A 14860-nucleotide genomic window follows, 5' to 3' on the forward strand; every position below is an offset into this window, starting at 1 on the left:
CCTGAATGGCTCCGTTTTTGTTTCTGTGTGCCGGCTTCTGTCGGTTCGTCACTGCTATTCAGCGGAATAACGTCATCACTGCTTTAGAATTAAAAGCGAATACACGAATGAACAAAGGCGCACAACATGACCCGGCTTGCCGTTTTACTGATGATGATCACCACTCCGCTGATGGCATCCACCCTGGTGAGAGGTGAACCCGCTCGAAACAATGGTCCCGTCTGGATAGATGTACGCAGCGCACAGGAATATCAGCAGGATCACTTGCCCGGAGCCGTACTGATACCGTTTACCCGCATCGCCCGGGGTGTCAGTGAGCAATACCCTGACCGCAATACCTCCATTAATCTTTATGGAGCTGACGGGGTACGCTCGCGCATGGCCATGGAAGCGCTGCAAGCACTGGGCTACAGCAGAGTAGAAGACCTTGGCAGCCTTAATGCAATTCGTGGTACTGAGCCGGCCACTGTGACTATATCGCACACAGCTGACAGCCAATAAAGCTTACCCCGGCTCACATTCACGTAAACCTGCCTTGAGTACGCGATCACCGTCAACATCGGCCACTGTCCATACCATGCCGTAGCGCTCAAAGTGATCCCCTACAACAGGATGACCACTGGTGTGCTTAAGCATAAAACCACCCAGAGGCAGGTCGCTTTCATCGTCAGCAACATCCACGCCATAGATCAGCGCCACATCTCCCATTCGAGCGTCCGCATCCAGAATAAAGTCACCAAAAAAGGCTCTGGCTTTTTCACGGGCCACCTCAATATCTCCCCCAAACATGTTATTCAGGGTTTTCAGATGCGTGCTGCGGCCAATCACACAAAGCACGTCATTAATGGCAAGGCGAGTACTACCCGATGCGGGCAGCAGGTGCTCACCTCTGAACACAGCCGCTACCCGGCAGTGGGGCGGAAAGGTCAGCTGACGGACGACAACGCCATCCAGCGACTGGCTTTCTACCTGATAGAGAAACATTTCAAAGTCGTCTTCCTTGAATATGCCCAGCATGGAGCGACGTTTGGGGGCCGGCTCAGGAGGTACTTCCACTTGCAGCCAACGCGCCATGGGAGGCAGGGTTGAACCCTGTACCAATAAGGAAATCAGGACCACAAAAAAAGCCACATTAAATAACATGCTGCCTTCTTCTATGCCCGCCATCAGGGGAAAGATAGCCAGTACTATGGGGACAGCTCCCCGCAATCCTACCCAGGAAATAAAGCAGAGTTCGCGCATATTGAAGCGAAAGAACGGCAGCAAGGACGCCATTACTGCCACTGGTCTGGCAATAAAGATCATTGCCAGCGCAATCAGGCTGGCTGGCAGGGCCATGACCCACATATCGGCCGGCGAAATAAGCAGGCCCAGCACCAGAAACAGGCCAATCTGGCTGAGCCAGGCCAGACCGTCAAACACCGGCAAAATAGATTCGAGATTACGCAGCCGGGAATTTCCCAGTACCAGTCCGGCCAGATATACCGCCAGAAACCCGCTGCCCTGCAGCATGGCGGTTAATGCGAACAAAGTGAGACCAAAACCGGTCACTAACAGCGGATAAAGCCCCGACGCCAGATTGATCCGGCGAATAAGCAATACCAGTAACTGCCCTCCCAGCAGTCCTGCCAGCGCGCCAATACCAAACTGACTCAGCAAAAACAGCACAGCCTCGCCGGTGCCCTCCATCTCCCCGGTGATCAGGGCAATCAGCGTCAGGGTCAAGAAGATGGCCATGGGATCGTTCGTGCCCGACTCTATCTCAAGAGAAGCCCCTACCCGCTGGTTCAGCTGCATACCCCGTCCGCCCAACAGGGAAAATACGGCAGCCGCATCGGTTGATCCCACTATGGCACCGAGCAGCAAACCATGCAGCCAACTCAAATCAAGAATATAAACCGCAATCAAACCGGTAATGCCGCTGGTGATCAGCACGCCTAATGTCGCCAGACTAAGGGCAGGCTTCAGCCCTACCCTGAAGGTCTCCATACGGGTGCGCATGCCCCCGTCCAGCAAAATAATGGCCAGCGCCAGGTTGCCTACCGCATAGGACAGTGAATAACTCTCGAACCTGATGCCGCCGGGGCCGCTTTCACCGGCAAGCATGCCGATCAGCAGAAAAATAAGCAGAATGGGAATACCTGAGCGGGCGGACACCAGGGTGGCGAGCACACTCAGACACAGCAATACGCCGGCCAGCAAAAACAGATGTTCGATATTATCCAATAGAGTGATTCCAGCTAACTTCTAGATAGTTATGTTATATCACATTCAGCGTGACAGCCGCTCGGTGTTTTCATGACAGTGCAACAGACACAAAAAACCGGCAGACTGATGGCAAGCTGCCGGCGCTTTCGGTACCTGTGGGACTAATGGCAGGGTTCATGCTGGATATCAGATCTGACTCAAGGGCCCCTGCGACCGGTAAATAAACTGATAATAAACAAAACAATGCCCACCACAAAGACCAGCTTGGCGGCACCTGCGGCAGCCCCTGCCACGCCGGTAAACCCAAGCAGAGCGGCAATAATGGCAATAATCAGAAAGGTAATTCCCCAGCTGAACATAGTGTCTCCTCCAGCGTTGACGTCAGGCTGCGGCCACCCGTTAAACAGGTGGCCACCTGCCCGGTGATTTAATTGGCGATCTGAATATCGTTTTTCACCGTGGTTACCCCTTCTACATTGCTGGTCAGCAAGGCGGCCTGTTCGGCCTGCTCCCGGTTTTCCACTTCACCGCTGAGGTGCACCACGCCGTTATCGGTTTCCACGCTGACATCGGTACCGGCCACCATGTCATCGGCCAGCAGCACCGCTTTCACCTTACCGGTAATTAACGCATCGCCGGCCAGACCAGCCAGAGAGTCATTGTCTTCGGCTGCTGCTTCTTTTACATGCAATTGATCCTCAACGGATTCAACACCCTTGATGTTTTTAGCCACTTCGACTGCTCGCCCGGCCTGCTCCTGAGCCGGCACAAAGCCACTAAGAGTTACCTTGCCTTTTTCGGTTTCCACGGAAATATCCACGCTGGATACACCTTCATCATTCAGCAATGCCGACTTCACCTTGCCGGTGATCACACTGTCATTCATGTAAGAGCCGGCCTTGGTAGCGGCCTGCTCGGCTTTTTGCTGAGTCTGCTCTGCCGTCTCTTCCATTTTGGTCGCCAGCGATTCTTCGGCCAGGGCGTTCCCTGCCACCATGGTGGAACTCATTACTACAGCCAGTAGAGTGCGGGAAAAATGATGCTTGTTCATATTTCTTCTCCAGTAGTAAACACGGTTATCCATGGGGGTTGATACTGATACGCAGGTTCAACACCATTTGCATCAGGTGCTTAAGACTATTGAAGTTCAAAACAAATATTTCAAGAAATAGCCAAATGGCTGCGAAACAGACTGACGGAAGATAATAGCGACAATGTGTCCTCAAATGGATTCATTCGCACACAAACCGAATAAAAACCAAATAAAACAAACACTTAAAAATCAGCATAAAATAGCGACCGAGCACCATACCCTATCTTTCAGGCCGTGCATTCATACCAGTGTCACATTGTAATAAAACCGTCATATTTGGCCGGCATAGTGCGCCCATCATAACGATGAGGATGTACCGATATGACCACTGAGACCACTGCCCTGCCCGCTGCTGCACAGCCTGCTCAGTCATCTTACCGCTGGCTTTCCTGGCTGCTGGTGGCCGCATTGGTTTATTTGCTGCTGGCGGCAGTGGGTGCCATTGGCACCGGCTTTAAATCCGCTGCCGGCGATAACGCCAAAGCCCTGTTCGAGTTTGCTTCCAATCCGGTTATCGCCCTGATCATCGGCGTGGTGGCCACGGCGCTGATCCAAAGCTCCAGCACAGTGACCTCCATTATTGTGGGCATGGTGGCCGGTGGCCTGCCGATAGCCATTGCCATTCCCATGGTGATGGGGGCCAATATTGGTACTTCCCTCACCAGTACCCTGGTCAGTCTGGGTCATGTGCGTAATGGCGAGGAGTTTCGCCGGGCCTTTTCTGCCGCGACCGTGCACGACAGCTTTAACCTGCTGGCGGTGGCCATAGTGCTGCCGCTGGAGCTGCTGTTTCAACCGCTGGCGCGTTCTTCCGAGTGGCTCGCCGGCCTGCTGGTAAGTGATGCCAGCATGAGCATGGGCAGCATGAACTTTATGAAAGCCATGCTGGCTCCCGCTACCGGTATCATGAAAGAAAGCGTGGCCTGGCTGCCCGGCGTCTGGTCCGGCATTGCCCTTATTTTGCTGGGCATTGGCATGATACTGCTGGTGGTGACTCAGATAGGCAAGGTACTGCGTACTCTGATGGAAGGCCGCGCCATGGGCATTTTGCGCACCGCCGTGGGCCGCGGCCCTGTGTCGGGCATGGCCTCGGGCACCCTGGTCACCGTGCTGGTGCAGTCGTCTTCCACCACCACCTCGCTGATAGTGCCGCTGGCCGGCACCGGCATGTTCAGCCTGAAGCAGGTTTATCCCTTTATTCTGGGCAGTAACATCGGCACCACCATCACCGCCCTGCTGGCTGCCACCGCCATTACCGGCCCCTCGGCCATGGTGGCGCTGCAGATTGCACTAGTGCACCTGCTGTTTAATGTGCTGGCCATTACCCTGATTTATGTGCTGCCGGTACTGCGCAGCCTGCCCATGCAAATGGCTGAGCTGCTGGCCACACAGGCCCAGCGTAACAAGGCCTATGTGGCCGCTTATATCGGTGGCGTATTTTTTGCTCTGCCCCTTGGTCTGATTGGTCTCAGCCAGTGGCTATGAATAACGGGGTGTTAATCTGAAACCAGCGCTGTTATTGCTGTGGGTGCACATGACCAGCAACCGGCTCGCTTTCCCGCGCGTATTTTTGCGCCAGCACGGCACAGACCATCAGCTGGATCTGATGAAAAATCATCAGCGGCAACAGCGCCGGACCCAGCATGGCTCCACTGAACAGCACCTTGGCCATGGGCACACCCGTGGCCATGCTTTTTTTGGAGCCGCCAAAGATGATAGTGATGCGATCTTCCCGGTTAAAGCCAAAACGCCGGCCCAGCACGGCAGTCAGCCACAGCACCAGCGCCAGCAACACACAGCAGACCAGTGTCAGGACAGCCAGCTTCGATATCGACACCGTATGCCAGAGGCCTTCCACCACGGAAGCACTCAGGGCCGTGTACACCACCAGTAAAATGGAGCCCTGATCTATTTTGCTCAGCCAGGCCCGGTTACGATCCACAAAGCCGCCAATGACCGGACGCAACAAATGACCCGCCATAAAGGGCAGCAACAGCTGAGCACTGATGGACAGAATGGAGTCAAGCGGTGACACTGCTTGATCTGCCTGCATATTGAGCAGGGCGGCTACCAGCAAGGGAGTGAGTACTATGCCCAGAATGCTCGATGCTGAGGCGCTGCATACCGCCGCCGGCACATTGCCGCCGGCCAGCGAGGTAAAGGCAATGGCCGACTGTACCGTGCCCGGCAACACACACAAAAACAGCACCCCCATATACAGCTGCTCTCCCAGCAGCGGCAGCAGCACCGGCTTTAACAATACGCCGATAAAGGGAAACATCACAAAGGTACAGCCGAACACCAGCAGATGCAGCCGCCAGTGGGTGGCACCGGCTACGATGGCCTGACGAGACAACTTGGCCCCGTGCATAAAAAACAGCAGAGCAATGGCGGCCGTGGTCAGCCAGTCAAAAAACACGGCCCCCTGCCCCTGGGCCGGCAGCAGGGTGGCGGTGGCCACCACACCCAGCAGAATAAGGGTAAAGTTATCAAACAGCAGACGTAACATTCTGAACATTTCTAGATTCCGGTGGAGACAAGATTTTCACCCATTATAATGGCGAAAGTGTCAGGATTTTATCGGCAAAAAGAGATGAAGTGTCGCCAAAAAGACAATCAGCAAGTATTACTGGAACAGCTTGGGCAACTGACGCGTTTGCCAAGGCCGGTGCTGGGCCAGCTGCAGTCCTTGCCCAATCAGGCCATTAACACTCATCATGCCCATGCCTGGATACAGCTTTCCTATGCCGCTGCAGGCGTGCTGACGGTGAACACACCCGAAGCCCGCTTTGTGGCCCCGCCCAACCGGGCGGTGTGGATTCCGCCCCATCTCAGCCATGCCGTGCACTGTGACGCCGGCACCCAAATTCGCAGCCTGTATATTGACGCTGCCGCCCTGCCGGCCCGCCCCTGTGAAGTGGTGGAGATAAGCCCCTTGCTCAGGGAGCTGATTCTGACGTTCAGTCATTTTGATGTGGAATATAACGAAAGCGGTGCCGAGGGCCGCCTGGTGGCGGTGCTGCTGGATCAACTGGCGCTGGCACCGGCCTGTGCCCTGATGCTGCCCTGGCCCGGCCATCACGCTCTGGCGGCTATTTGCCAGTATCTGGCTGCACACCCGGACTGCCGCCGGCCCATGCGTTATTTCAGTGAGCAGCTGGGGGTCAGCGACAAAACCCTGGGCCGTTACTTCGTACGTGACACCGGCATGAGCTTTCGGCAGTGGCGACAGCGGGCCCGCCTGCTTGCCGCCCTGCCCCTGCTGGAGCAAAACCTGCGCATTACCGATGTGGCGCTGGAATGCGGCTACGACAGCCTGTCTGCCTTTATTGCCGCCTTTGGCGAGCTGCTGGGCTGCACACCAGGAGAATATGTGCGCAACAAGTAGACCGTGATTTACTCACGGCAACAGTGCAACATGCGGCGATATTTGCCGGAAATAAATTCCGGCCTACAAAACACACCAAACTATGTGCACACATCAACGGATGGGGCCCTGTAGCCGTGCTTTACGCGCGGCAAACCATGCAACATGCGTCCGCATTTGCCGGGAGTAAACCTCGGCCTTGAAGTTTTCTATTCCCCAGTCCCCATTCCCTAATCCCTTTTTTACCCCTAATCCCTCGCCTACAACGGCAGTGCCGTTGTGTACTTGATTTGCTCCATGGCAAAGCTGGAGGTGATGTCGGACAACCCCTCGGTGCTGTTAATCAGCTTTTTATAAAAACGATCAAAGGCGGCAATGTCGGCCACCACCACTCTGAGCATATAGTCCCACTCGCCGGACATGCGGTAAAACTCCACCACTTCGTCAAACGCGGTGACCGTCTCGGCAAAACGGGCCAGCCAGCGGCTGTCGTGATGCTGAGTTTTTATCTGCACAAACACCGACAGGCCCAGCCCCAGCTGCTCGGCATCCAGCAGGGCTACCCGGCCGCGAATGTAACCGGCTTCTTCCAGCCGCTTGACCCGCTTCCAGCAGGGCGTGGTGGACAGGTTCACCGCCTCGGCCAGATCTTTCAGCGCCAGGGTGGCGTCCTGCTGCAGCAAGGCCAGTATTTGACGATCGAAATTATCCATTCGTTTTTATGCCATTAAGGAGAAAAATTTTCTAAAAATTATCGCTTATCCTGAAAACAAGAGAAAACCTTTTTCCCCTTATGAGAATACAATTTTCAGTATCATTTTATTTTCGAGCCTGATGCCATGAGCCAGTGGACCCGCACCGCCCTTAAAGTTTTGTCCAGCGATCAGCTGCGCACCTCGGACACTCACCTGTACCGGCTGGACATTCCTGCCCTGGCCGGCATCGATATCTATCTGAAGGACGAAAGCACTCACCCCACCGGCAGCCTTAAACACCGGCTGGCCCGCTCGCTGTTTCTGCACGCCATCTGCAGCGGCAAAATTCGCGAGGGCACCCATGTGGTGGAAGCCTCATCGGGCAGCACGGCGGTGTCGGAAGCCTATTTTGCCAAATTACTGGGCCTGCCCTTTACCGCCGTGATGACGGCGTCTACCACCCGCAGCAAAATTATTCAGGTAGAGCGCCTCGGCGGCCGCTGCCACTTTGTGCAGCATGCCAGTGAGGTGTATGCCGCCGCCGAGCAGCTGGCACGGGAAACCGGCGGCCATTATATGGATCAGTTTACCTATGCGGAGCGGGCCACCGACTGGCGGGGCAACAATAATATTGCCGAAAGCATTTTCCGCCAGCTGGCAGAAGAGCCCCACCCGGAGCCGGACGCCATTGTGATGAGTGCCGGCACCGGCGGCACCTCAGCCACGCTGGGCCGCTATATTCGCTATGCCGGCCTGAATACCCGGCTGGTGGTGGTGGATCCGGAAAACTCGGTGTTTTTTGACAGTTTTCAGCAGCAGGACAATACCCTTACCAGCCGGGCCTGCGGCCGCATTGAAGGCATTGGCCGCCCCCGGGTGGAAGCCTCGTTTCTGCCCGAGGTGATCGACCGCATGATAAAAGTGCCCGATGCCGCCAGCATCGCCACCATTCACTGGCTGGAGCACATACTGGGGCGCAAGGCCGGCGGCTCGACCGGCACCAATCTGTGGGGCGTGCTGCAACTGGCACAGGAAATGCAAAAAGCCGGCAAAACCGGCTCCCTGGTCACGTTAATGTGCGACGGCGGCGAGCGCTATCTGGACACCTACTACAACCCGGAATGGGTCGCCGAGCATATCGGCGATATTCAGCCCTGGCGCGAACAGCTGGCCCTGTTGGGCTAGCTGGAAGCTAGAAGCTGGAAGCTGGAAGAAAATAAGATAGCCTGTAGGCCCCAATTTATTGGGGCAACGGTGTCACATGGAATGTAGGTTTCCCGGATAAATCCGGGCCTACAGATTGCACCACTTATAGCTGACAGCTTATAGCTTACAGCTGCTTTCCGGCTTACCGCTCCCTCGAAGAGGGTTTCCGGCTGCCCCTTAAGATCAGCATGCAGGGCGTGAGCAGCAGGGTGAGCAGGGTGGCAAAGGCCAGACCGCCGGCAATGGCGCTGGAGAGCTGGGTCCACCACTGAGTGGACGGCGCGCCCAGCCCCAGTGAAGGGGCCAGCAAGTCCACATTCACTCCCAGCACCATGGGCATCAGCCCCAGTATGGTGGTAATGGCAGTGAGCAGCACGGGCCGCAGGCGCAGGCAGCCGGTTTCCAGCGCCGCCTCAAACGGACTCATGCCATCGGCTCTCAGCTGGTTAAAGGTGTCGATCAGCACAATGTTGTTGTTCACGACGATGCCCGCCAGAGCGATGATGCCCATGCCCACCATCACAATCCCAAAGGACTGACCGTTCAGCAGCAGTCCCATCAGTACGCCGGCGGTGGAAAACACAATGGCCGACAGCACCAGCAGGGTCTGGTAGAAGCTGTTGAACTGAACCACCAGTATTAACGTCATCAGCAAAATCGCTACTATAAAGGCGGTGCTGAGAAACTGACCCGCTTCCCGCTGATCCGCATCTTCTCCCGCCAGAGTCAGGGTCACCCCTTCCGGCAGCGCTACCCCGGACTGCTGCAGGGCACTCAGGCGCTCATCCAGACGAAAGCCCTCCGCCATATCGGCCTTGATGGTCACGGTGCGCCGGCCGTTAACTCTGTGCAGTGTGCCCACCTTGGGGGCCGGAGTCAGGGTGACAAACTCGCTCAGGGGCACCTGGCCTCTGGGCGTGTTCAGGGTCAGCCGGGAGAGCTGATCCACCGAGCGCCAGTGCGCCGGCAAGCGCACACGAATATCCACTTCATCGCTGGCATCTTCAGGCCGGTAGCTGGCCAGACGCAAACCGTTAGTCACCAGCTGCACCGCATTGCCCACACTGAGCACATCTGCCCCCATGCGGGCAGCCGCTTCCCGGTTGACCTGCAGGCGCCACTCTATGCCCGGCAGGCTGCGATCATCTTCTATGTCGGCAAAGCCGCCCAGCTCATTCATGGCGGCACGCACTTGCTCGGTAGCCGAATCCAGGGCAGCTTCATCGCTGCCCGACAGCCGGATTTCCACCGGCTTGCCGCCACCCGGGCCCATTTGCTGTTCACGAAACTCCAGTACCACGCCGGGAATGTCGGCAGTGCGCGCCAGCATGGTTTCCCGAATGGCGCTGGCGGGCCGGCGCAAATACCAGTCAATAAACTGAAACTGCAGCACACCAATCACATCACTGCCCATCTGGTTGTCGGCCATGGCAAAGCTGCGGGCATAAAGCGCCTTGACCTCGGTCAGCCCGGTCAGCCGGCTTTCCACTTCCTGCAGCAGAGCGTCTTTTTCATACACCGACAAATCGCCCCGGGCGCGCACCTGCAGCTGGGCACTGTCGGGCTCGATATCGGGGAAGAACTCCACTCCGTGGTTAAAACGGGCATAACCCGCATATAGCAGCGCAATCAGGCCAAGGGTGCCCAGCAGGGTCAGGCCGGGGCGGCGCAGCAGCCACGCCAGCAGGCGGCGGTAATGGTCGAGGCCCGGCACCACCACAGGCGCTTTGGGCTGACTGCTGCTTTTGCCCAGCCCGCCCATGGTAGGCAAAAATATCAGCGCCATGGCCAGAGACGCCAGCAGGCAGATAATGACGGTAGCCGGCAGATATTGCATAAACTGCCCCACCACACCGGGCCAGAACAGCAACGGCATAAACACCGCCAGTGTGGTGATGGTAGAGGCAATCACCGGCCAGCTCATGCGGTGGGCGGCATTGATCCAGGCCTGCTTGGGCGGCTGGCCCTCATGCAGATGGCGGTCGGCCAGCTCGCTCACTACAATGGCCCCGTCCACCAGCATGCCCGCCACCAGTATCAGTGCAAACAGCACGATAATGTTCATGGTAAAGCCGATGCCCCAGATCACCAGAATACCGGCAAAAAAGGCCCCGGGAATGGTCAGCCCCACCATCAGTGCCGAGCGTGCGCCCATGGTGGCTAGAATAAGAATAAGCACCAGCACCACGGCGGTGAGCACATTGTTGAGCAAGTCCGCCAGCATGGTTTCAATCTGGGTGGACTGATCCATGATGTAGTCGATCTCCACCCCGTCGGGCAGCAGCGGCTCAGCCTGCGCCAGCAATGCTTTGACCTGCTCTATGGTCTCGATGATATTGGCACCGGCGCGTTTGCTCACTTCCAGCACCACGCCGGGCTGGCCGTTGATGCGGGCAAAGCCGGCGGGATCCTTGAAGGTGCGGCGAATGGTGGCCACATCGCCAAAGGTGACCACGCTGTCGCCACTGACCTTGAGCGGCAGCCCCAGTACGTCGTCGAGGTTTTCAATCACGCCGGGCACCTTGATCGCCAGCCGGCCGGCACCGGTATCCAGGCTGCCGGCGGCCACCAGCCGGTTGTTGCGCGACACCAGATTAAACAGCTGGGTATAGTCAATGCCGTAACTGTCGAGCACCTGAGGATCCACCAGAATTTCCAGCAGATCTTCCCGATCACCGCCTATGTCCACTTCCAGCACTTCGGCAATGCCTTCAATTTCATCCTTCAGCCGGCGGGCTATCATCACCAGCTCACCTTCTGAAAGCGGCCCCGACAGTGCCACCGACAGCACCGGAAACAGCGCCACGTTAATTTCGTGCACCACAGGTTCTTCCGCTTCCTGAGGCAGCTCGCTTTGTGCCAGATCCACTTTTTCACGCACTTCCTGCAGCGCCTGTTTGGGATCAAAGCCGGCATCAAATTCCAGCATCACGGAAGCATGGCCTTCGCTGGCGGTAGAGGTCATTTTCTTGACCCCTTCCAGGGTGCGCAGCTCCTGCTCCATGGGCCGCACCAGCAGGCGCTCGCCGTCTTCCGGGCTGATGCCTTCCAGCGCCATGGACACATACATCATGGGAATGGTCACATCCGGGTTGGCCTCTTTGGGAATGACCTGATAGGCCCCCACGCCACCCAGTAACAGCAATATAAAAAACAGCAGCGTGGCCCGGCTGCGGTAAACAGCGGCCTGAATAAGCGCCCTCATTCACGCAACTCCTGCACCGCCACTACCTCACCCGGCGTAATAAAGCCGGCCCCCCGGGTCACCACCCGGGCCTGCTCGGGCAAACCGGTCACCCAGGCTTCATTCGGAGTAATGGCCAGTAGCGTAACCGGCACCAGCTGCAGCCGGTTTTGCGCATCCACCAGATGCACACCGGTGCGCCCCTGCTCATCAAGGGCCAGCAAGGCAGGAGACAAGCGGTGCGCCACCCGTGTGGGCAGGTGAATTGTCAGCTCGGCACTGGCACCGGCCAGACGCAGCCCTTGCGGATTGTCAAACCGGGCTTCTACCGCAAAGCTGCGGGTATCGGAGTCAGCGGCAGCAGCCACAAAGCTAAGGGTGCCCGACAGGGTTCGCCCATCCAGCGCAGTGGCCGTTACCGGCAGACCGGTTGTTAAGCCGGCCACCTTTTGCTGAGGCACAAAGCCGCTCAGGGTCAGTGTGTTATCGTTGACCAGCATCAGCAGGGAATCGCCGGTCCGAACATAATCCCCCGTTTCTACATGGCGGGCATTCACGGTGCCCGCAAAGGGGGCCGTTGGCCGGCTGTAATCCAGCGCCAGCCGGGCCTCGGCCAGAGCGGCATTGGCGGCGGCGGCAGCAGCACGGCGCATCAGTAACTCGGTGTCGGCAAGCAGACCTTTTTGGCTGAGCCGCTCGGCGGCCTTCAGTTCGGCGGCGTTGAGCTTTTGCTCGGCCTCGGCCCGGCTGAGGGCGGCCCGCCTGTCATCCAGACTCAGGGTCAGCAGCCGCTCGCCCTCGGCCAGGGTTTGCCCGAGCTCAGCCAGCTGCTCTACCACACCGTCGGTACGGGCCCGCACCACCAGCTGACGTTCCGCCTGAAACTGCCCCTGCACCAAGTGTTGCGGCTGATAGTCACTGGCGCTGAGCTGGGTGACCTGCACTGTGATTTCCTGCCTGTCCGGGCTCTGGCTGTTTTTCTCCGCCTCAGGTGCCTGCCGAGCGGCCTGATACAAGTGCCCCCGCCACAGCCAGAACAGCACCACCACCAGTATCAGCGCCGCCCATATCCGCGTTTTATGTCTGGCCGCTCTGCTGCGCCAACTCCTTGATCCCATGTTGGTTCCGTCTTTTTTAAGATTATTGTTCAGCATATCAACTTGCTTCCCGCTCATACAGCCTTGATACAGATCAAAAAAACATCAACTTTATTGACTCACCGGTCAGACAGGCGTACTGTGATCATAAACAAACATTTGGAGTGCCACTTATGAGCAATCAACGCTTGCTGTCTCTGGCCAATCTTTCCATGGTGGTGTTTCTGGTGCTGTTCTGCGGCTCCCTGAGCATGGCCTGGCTGGGTGAACAGTCCCTGTCTGTGGGCACCACCGTCTTTATGCATATTACCCTGGTGCTCACCGCTGCCCTGTTCAAACTGGCCTATGTGGTGCGTCTTATCGCCCAGGACCGCATGGGCCAGCCCCTGGTCTAAACGCAAAAAGCCCCGCTTCACAGCGGGGCTTTTTATGCTGGACCAACAGCCGCTCAGTTAAGCTGACTGCGCAACCAGTCGAGCACTATGCCGTAACTGGCGGGCAGCATGGGCTCAAGCTTATCAAGGGCGGCCTGAGTATCGGACGGGTTGCTCAGGCAGAAGTTGATATGGCCTACCTTGCGGCCGGGGCGCACGTCCTTGCCATACCAGTACAGCTCGGCACCGGGCACCGAGAGCCAGTCGTCGTTGCGCTCGGTCCCCACCAGGTTCACCATGACGCTGGTGTTTTTGACGCTAGGGGCAATCAGCGGCAGCCCGGCCACGGCGCGCAGATGCGCTTCAAACTGGCTGATATTAGCGCCTGCCTGGGTCCAGTGACCGCTGTTGTGCACTCGGGGCGCCAGCTCGTTGATGAGCAGGTGATCGCCCACCCGGAAGCACTCCATGGCCATGACGCCGACATAGTCGAGATCGTTCATCAGGGTGCCAAGCATGCGCTCGGCCTCGTCCTGCAGGTGCGCCAAGCGCGCCAGCGGCGACACCGAGCCCAGCAGAATGCCGTCCACATGCAGGTTGAGGGTCAACGGATAGAAATAGCACTGGCCGTCTTCACCGCGCATGCCGACGATGGAGGCTTCCTCGTCAAAGTCGATGGCCTGCTCGGCAATGGCCTGGGTGTGCCAGTCATCGGGAATGGCGTCCCGGCCCGGCTCCCGCAGCCAGTGCTGACCGCGACCATCGTAGCCGCCGGTGCGGCGCTTGAGCAGCACCCGCTCGCCCAGCGCCTCATGCAGGCTTTCGGCGGTGGTGTCGGTTTCCACCAGCTGCCAGGGCGCGGTGGCCAGCCCCAGTTTGTCGATCAGTGATTTTTGAGTGTAGCGATCGGCCAGAATGGGAAAGGTATTCAGATTAACGAACGCCGGATGAGCCGCCAGCTGACGAGTAGCGGCGGTCTCGGGCCACTGCTCGCGCTCGGCGGTGACTTTTTCATGAGCCTGCAGCGGAAAGGTGTCTTCCGACTCGATATCAACCGGACGCACGTCCAGATTAAGCGGCATGCCAGCGTGCTTCAGCATCTGGCCCAGCTGGCCGGCACCCAGTACCCAGATACGGCTCATGCTTCCTCCCGCGGATCGGGGTTGCCCAGCACAGTGCTGGTTTGATCATGGCGGAAGGTGTCCAGCCGCTCGGCCAGCTCGGCATCGTGATTGGCCAGCATCTGGCAGGCCAGCAGACCGGCATTAAAAGCACCGGAGGTGCCGATGGCCAGGGTGCCCACGGCCACGCCCTTGGGCATCTGCACAATGGACAGCAGGCTATCGAGACCACTCAGGGCCTTGCTTTGCACCGGCACACCCAGCACCGGCAGCCGGGTTTTGGCGGCCACCATGCCCGGCAGGTGGGCGGCACCGCCGGCACCGGCAATAATCACCTGATAACCGCGCTCCACGGCCTGTTCACCAAATTCCATCAGCCGGTCTGGGGTGCGGTGCGCCGACACCACTTCCACGGTATAGGGAACCTGCAGCTGGTCCATGATTTCTGCGGCACCCTGCATGGTGGGCCAATCACTTTTTGAACCCATGATGACGGCAACTTTTGCTTGCATGAC

Annotated in this window: 14 protein-coding genes; 5 read left to right on the forward strand and 9 right to left on the reverse strand. The window is 57.9% G+C overall.

Annotated elements, in window-relative coordinates:
- Positions 1 to 126 precede the first annotated feature (126 nt).
- Entirely contained in the window at positions 127 to 501 is a 375-nt protein-coding gene (locus G364_RS0109385; protein WP_019934892.1) for a rhodanese-like domain-containing protein, read from the forward strand.
- 3 nt (positions 502 to 504) lie between these two features.
- On the opposite strand, the gene G364_RS0109390 is transcribed toward G364_RS0109385, so the two are convergent.
- The 3 genes from G364_RS0109390 to osmY all read right to left on the reverse strand — a co-directional run bounded on the left by G364_RS0109390 (position 505) and on the right by osmY (position 3259).
- Positions 505 to 2226 carry a potassium/proton antiporter gene (locus G364_RS0109390; RefSeq protein WP_019934893.1) on the reverse strand — a complete coding sequence of 574 codons (1722 nt, stop codon included), beginning with the start codon at positions 2224 to 2226 and terminating at the stop codon, positions 505 to 507.
- 179 nt (positions 2227 to 2405) lie between these two features.
- Positions 2406 to 2567 carry a DUF1328 family protein gene (locus G364_RS17045; RefSeq protein ID WP_019934894.1) on the reverse strand — a complete coding sequence of 54 codons (162 nt, stop codon included), beginning with the start codon at positions 2565 to 2567 and terminating at the stop codon, positions 2406 to 2408.
- Between the two features lie 68 nt (positions 2568 to 2635).
- Complete coding sequence (gene osmY / locus G364_RS0109400) at positions 2636 to 3259, reverse strand: molecular chaperone OsmY (protein ID WP_019934895.1); 624 nt, start codon at positions 3257 to 3259, stop codon at positions 2636 to 2638.
- A 363-nt stretch (positions 3260 to 3622) separates the two neighbouring features.
- Here osmY and G364_RS0109405 point away from each other — a divergent pair, with 363 nt between their 5' ends.
- Complete coding sequence (locus G364_RS0109405) at positions 3623 to 4786, forward strand: Na/Pi symporter (protein ID WP_019934896.1); 1164 nt, start codon at positions 3623 to 3625, stop codon at positions 4784 to 4786.
- Between the two features lie 31 nt (positions 4787 to 4817).
- On the opposite strand, the gene G364_RS0109410 is transcribed toward G364_RS0109405, so the two are convergent.
- Positions 4818 to 5801 (reverse strand): bile acid:sodium symporter family protein, encoded by a 984-nt coding sequence (locus G364_RS0109410; RefSeq protein ID WP_211212439.1) that lies wholly within the window; start codon positions 5799 to 5801, stop codon positions 4818 to 4820.
- Positions 5802 to 5894: 93 nt separating this feature from the next.
- Between G364_RS0109410 and G364_RS0109415 the strand changes: the two genes are divergently transcribed.
- Positions 5895 to 6689 (forward strand): AraC family transcriptional regulator, encoded by a 795-nt coding sequence (locus G364_RS0109415; RefSeq protein WP_019934898.1) that lies wholly within the window; start codon positions 5895 to 5897, stop codon positions 6687 to 6689.
- 239 nt (positions 6690 to 6928) lie between these two features.
- On the opposite strand, the gene G364_RS0109420 is transcribed toward G364_RS0109415, so the two are convergent.
- Positions 6929 to 7381: an Lrp/AsnC family transcriptional regulator gene (locus tag G364_RS0109420; protein ID WP_019934899.1), complete on the reverse strand. Its 453-nt coding sequence runs from the start codon at positions 7379 to 7381 to the stop codon at positions 6929 to 6931.
- A 126-nt stretch (positions 7382 to 7507) separates the two neighbouring features.
- Here G364_RS0109420 and G364_RS0109425 point away from each other — a divergent pair, with 126 nt between their 5' ends.
- Positions 7508 to 8548, forward strand: coding sequence for a PLP-dependent cysteine synthase family protein (locus G364_RS0109425; RefSeq protein WP_019934900.1), 1041 nt, complete (start codon positions 7508 to 7510; stop codon positions 8546 to 8548).
- A gap of 163 nt (positions 8549 to 8711) precedes the next feature.
- On the opposite strand, the gene G364_RS0109430 is transcribed toward G364_RS0109425, so the two are convergent.
- Entirely contained in the window at positions 8712 to 11774 is a 3063-nt protein-coding gene (locus tag G364_RS0109430) for an efflux RND transporter permease subunit (protein ID WP_019934901.1), read from the reverse strand.
- Entirely contained in the window at positions 11771 to 12871 is a 1101-nt protein-coding gene (locus G364_RS0109435) for an efflux RND transporter periplasmic adaptor subunit (RefSeq protein ID WP_040614588.1), read from the reverse strand. The genes G364_RS0109430 and G364_RS0109435 overlap by 4 nt, the downstream gene beginning before the upstream one ends.
- Positions 12872 to 13023: 152 nt before the next feature.
- Between G364_RS0109435 and G364_RS0109440 the strand changes: the two genes are divergently transcribed.
- Complete coding sequence (locus G364_RS0109440; protein WP_019934903.1) at positions 13024 to 13245, forward strand: hypothetical protein; 222 nt, start codon at positions 13024 to 13026, stop codon at positions 13243 to 13245.
- Between the two features lie 53 nt (positions 13246 to 13298).
- Here G364_RS0109440 and purK read toward each other — a convergent pair whose 3' ends face one another.
- The gene (purK, locus tag G364_RS0109445) at positions 13299 to 14366 is read right to left on the reverse strand and encodes a 5-(carboxyamino)imidazole ribonucleotide synthase (protein ID WP_019934904.1); all 1068 of its coding nucleotides are present in this window, start codon (positions 14364 to 14366) and stop codon (positions 13299 to 13301) included.
- Positions 14363 to 14857, reverse strand: coding sequence for a 5-(carboxyamino)imidazole ribonucleotide mutase (purE, locus tag G364_RS0109450; RefSeq protein ID WP_019934905.1), 495 nt, complete (start codon positions 14855 to 14857; stop codon positions 14363 to 14365). Before purE ends, purK begins: the two co-directional genes overlap by 4 nt.
- Positions 14858 to 14860: the final 3 nt, after the last annotated feature.

Origin of the sequence: Oceanimonas smirnovii ATCC BAA-899 (genome assembly GCF_000381965.1) — a bacterium.
Lineage (GTDB): Bacteria > Pseudomonadota > Gammaproteobacteria > Enterobacterales > Aeromonadaceae > Oceanimonas > Oceanimonas smirnovii.

Excerpts from the sequence above, each read along its gene's own strand:
- G364_RS0109385 (WP_019934892.1), top strand. The coding sequence starts at position 127 with ATGACCCGGCTTGCCGTTTTACTGATGATGATCACCACTCCGCTGATG.
- G364_RS17045 (WP_019934894.1), bottom strand. The coding sequence starts at position 2,567 with ATGTTCAGCTGGGGAATTACCTTTCTGATTATTGCCATTATTGCCGCT.
- osmY (WP_019934895.1), bottom strand. The coding sequence starts at position 3,259 with ATGAACAAGCATCATTTTTCCCGCACTCTACTGGCTGTAGTAATGAGT.
- G364_RS0109405 (WP_019934896.1), top strand. The coding sequence starts at position 3,623 with ATGACCACTGAGACCACTGCCCTGCCCGCTGCTGCACAGCCTGCTCAG.
- G364_RS0109415 (WP_019934898.1), top strand. The coding sequence starts at position 5,895 with ATGAAGTGTCGCCAAAAAGACAATCAGCAAGTATTACTGGAACAGCTT.
- G364_RS0109420 (WP_019934899.1), bottom strand. The coding sequence starts at position 7,381 with ATGGATAATTTCGATCGTCAAATACTGGCCTTGCTGCAGCAGGACGCC.
- G364_RS0109425 (WP_019934900.1), top strand. The coding sequence starts at position 7,508 with ATGAGCCAGTGGACCCGCACCGCCCTTAAAGTTTTGTCCAGCGATCAG.
- G364_RS0109430 (WP_019934901.1), bottom strand. The coding sequence starts at position 11,774 with ATGAGGGCGCTTATTCAGGCCGCTGTTTACCGCAGCCGGGCCACGCTG.
- G364_RS0109435 (WP_040614588.1), bottom strand. The coding sequence starts at position 12,871 with ATGGGATCAAGGAGTTGGCGCAGCAGAGCGGCCAGACATAAAACGCGG.
- G364_RS0109440 (WP_019934903.1), top strand. The coding sequence starts at position 13,024 with ATGAGCAATCAACGCTTGCTGTCTCTGGCCAATCTTTCCATGGTGGTG.
- purK (WP_019934904.1), bottom strand. The coding sequence starts at position 14,366 with ATGAGCCGTATCTGGGTACTGGGTGCCGGCCAGCTGGGCCAGATGCTG.
- purE (WP_019934905.1), bottom strand. The coding sequence starts at position 14,857 with ATGCAAGCAAAAGTTGCCGTCATCATGGGTTCAAAAAGTGATTGGCCC.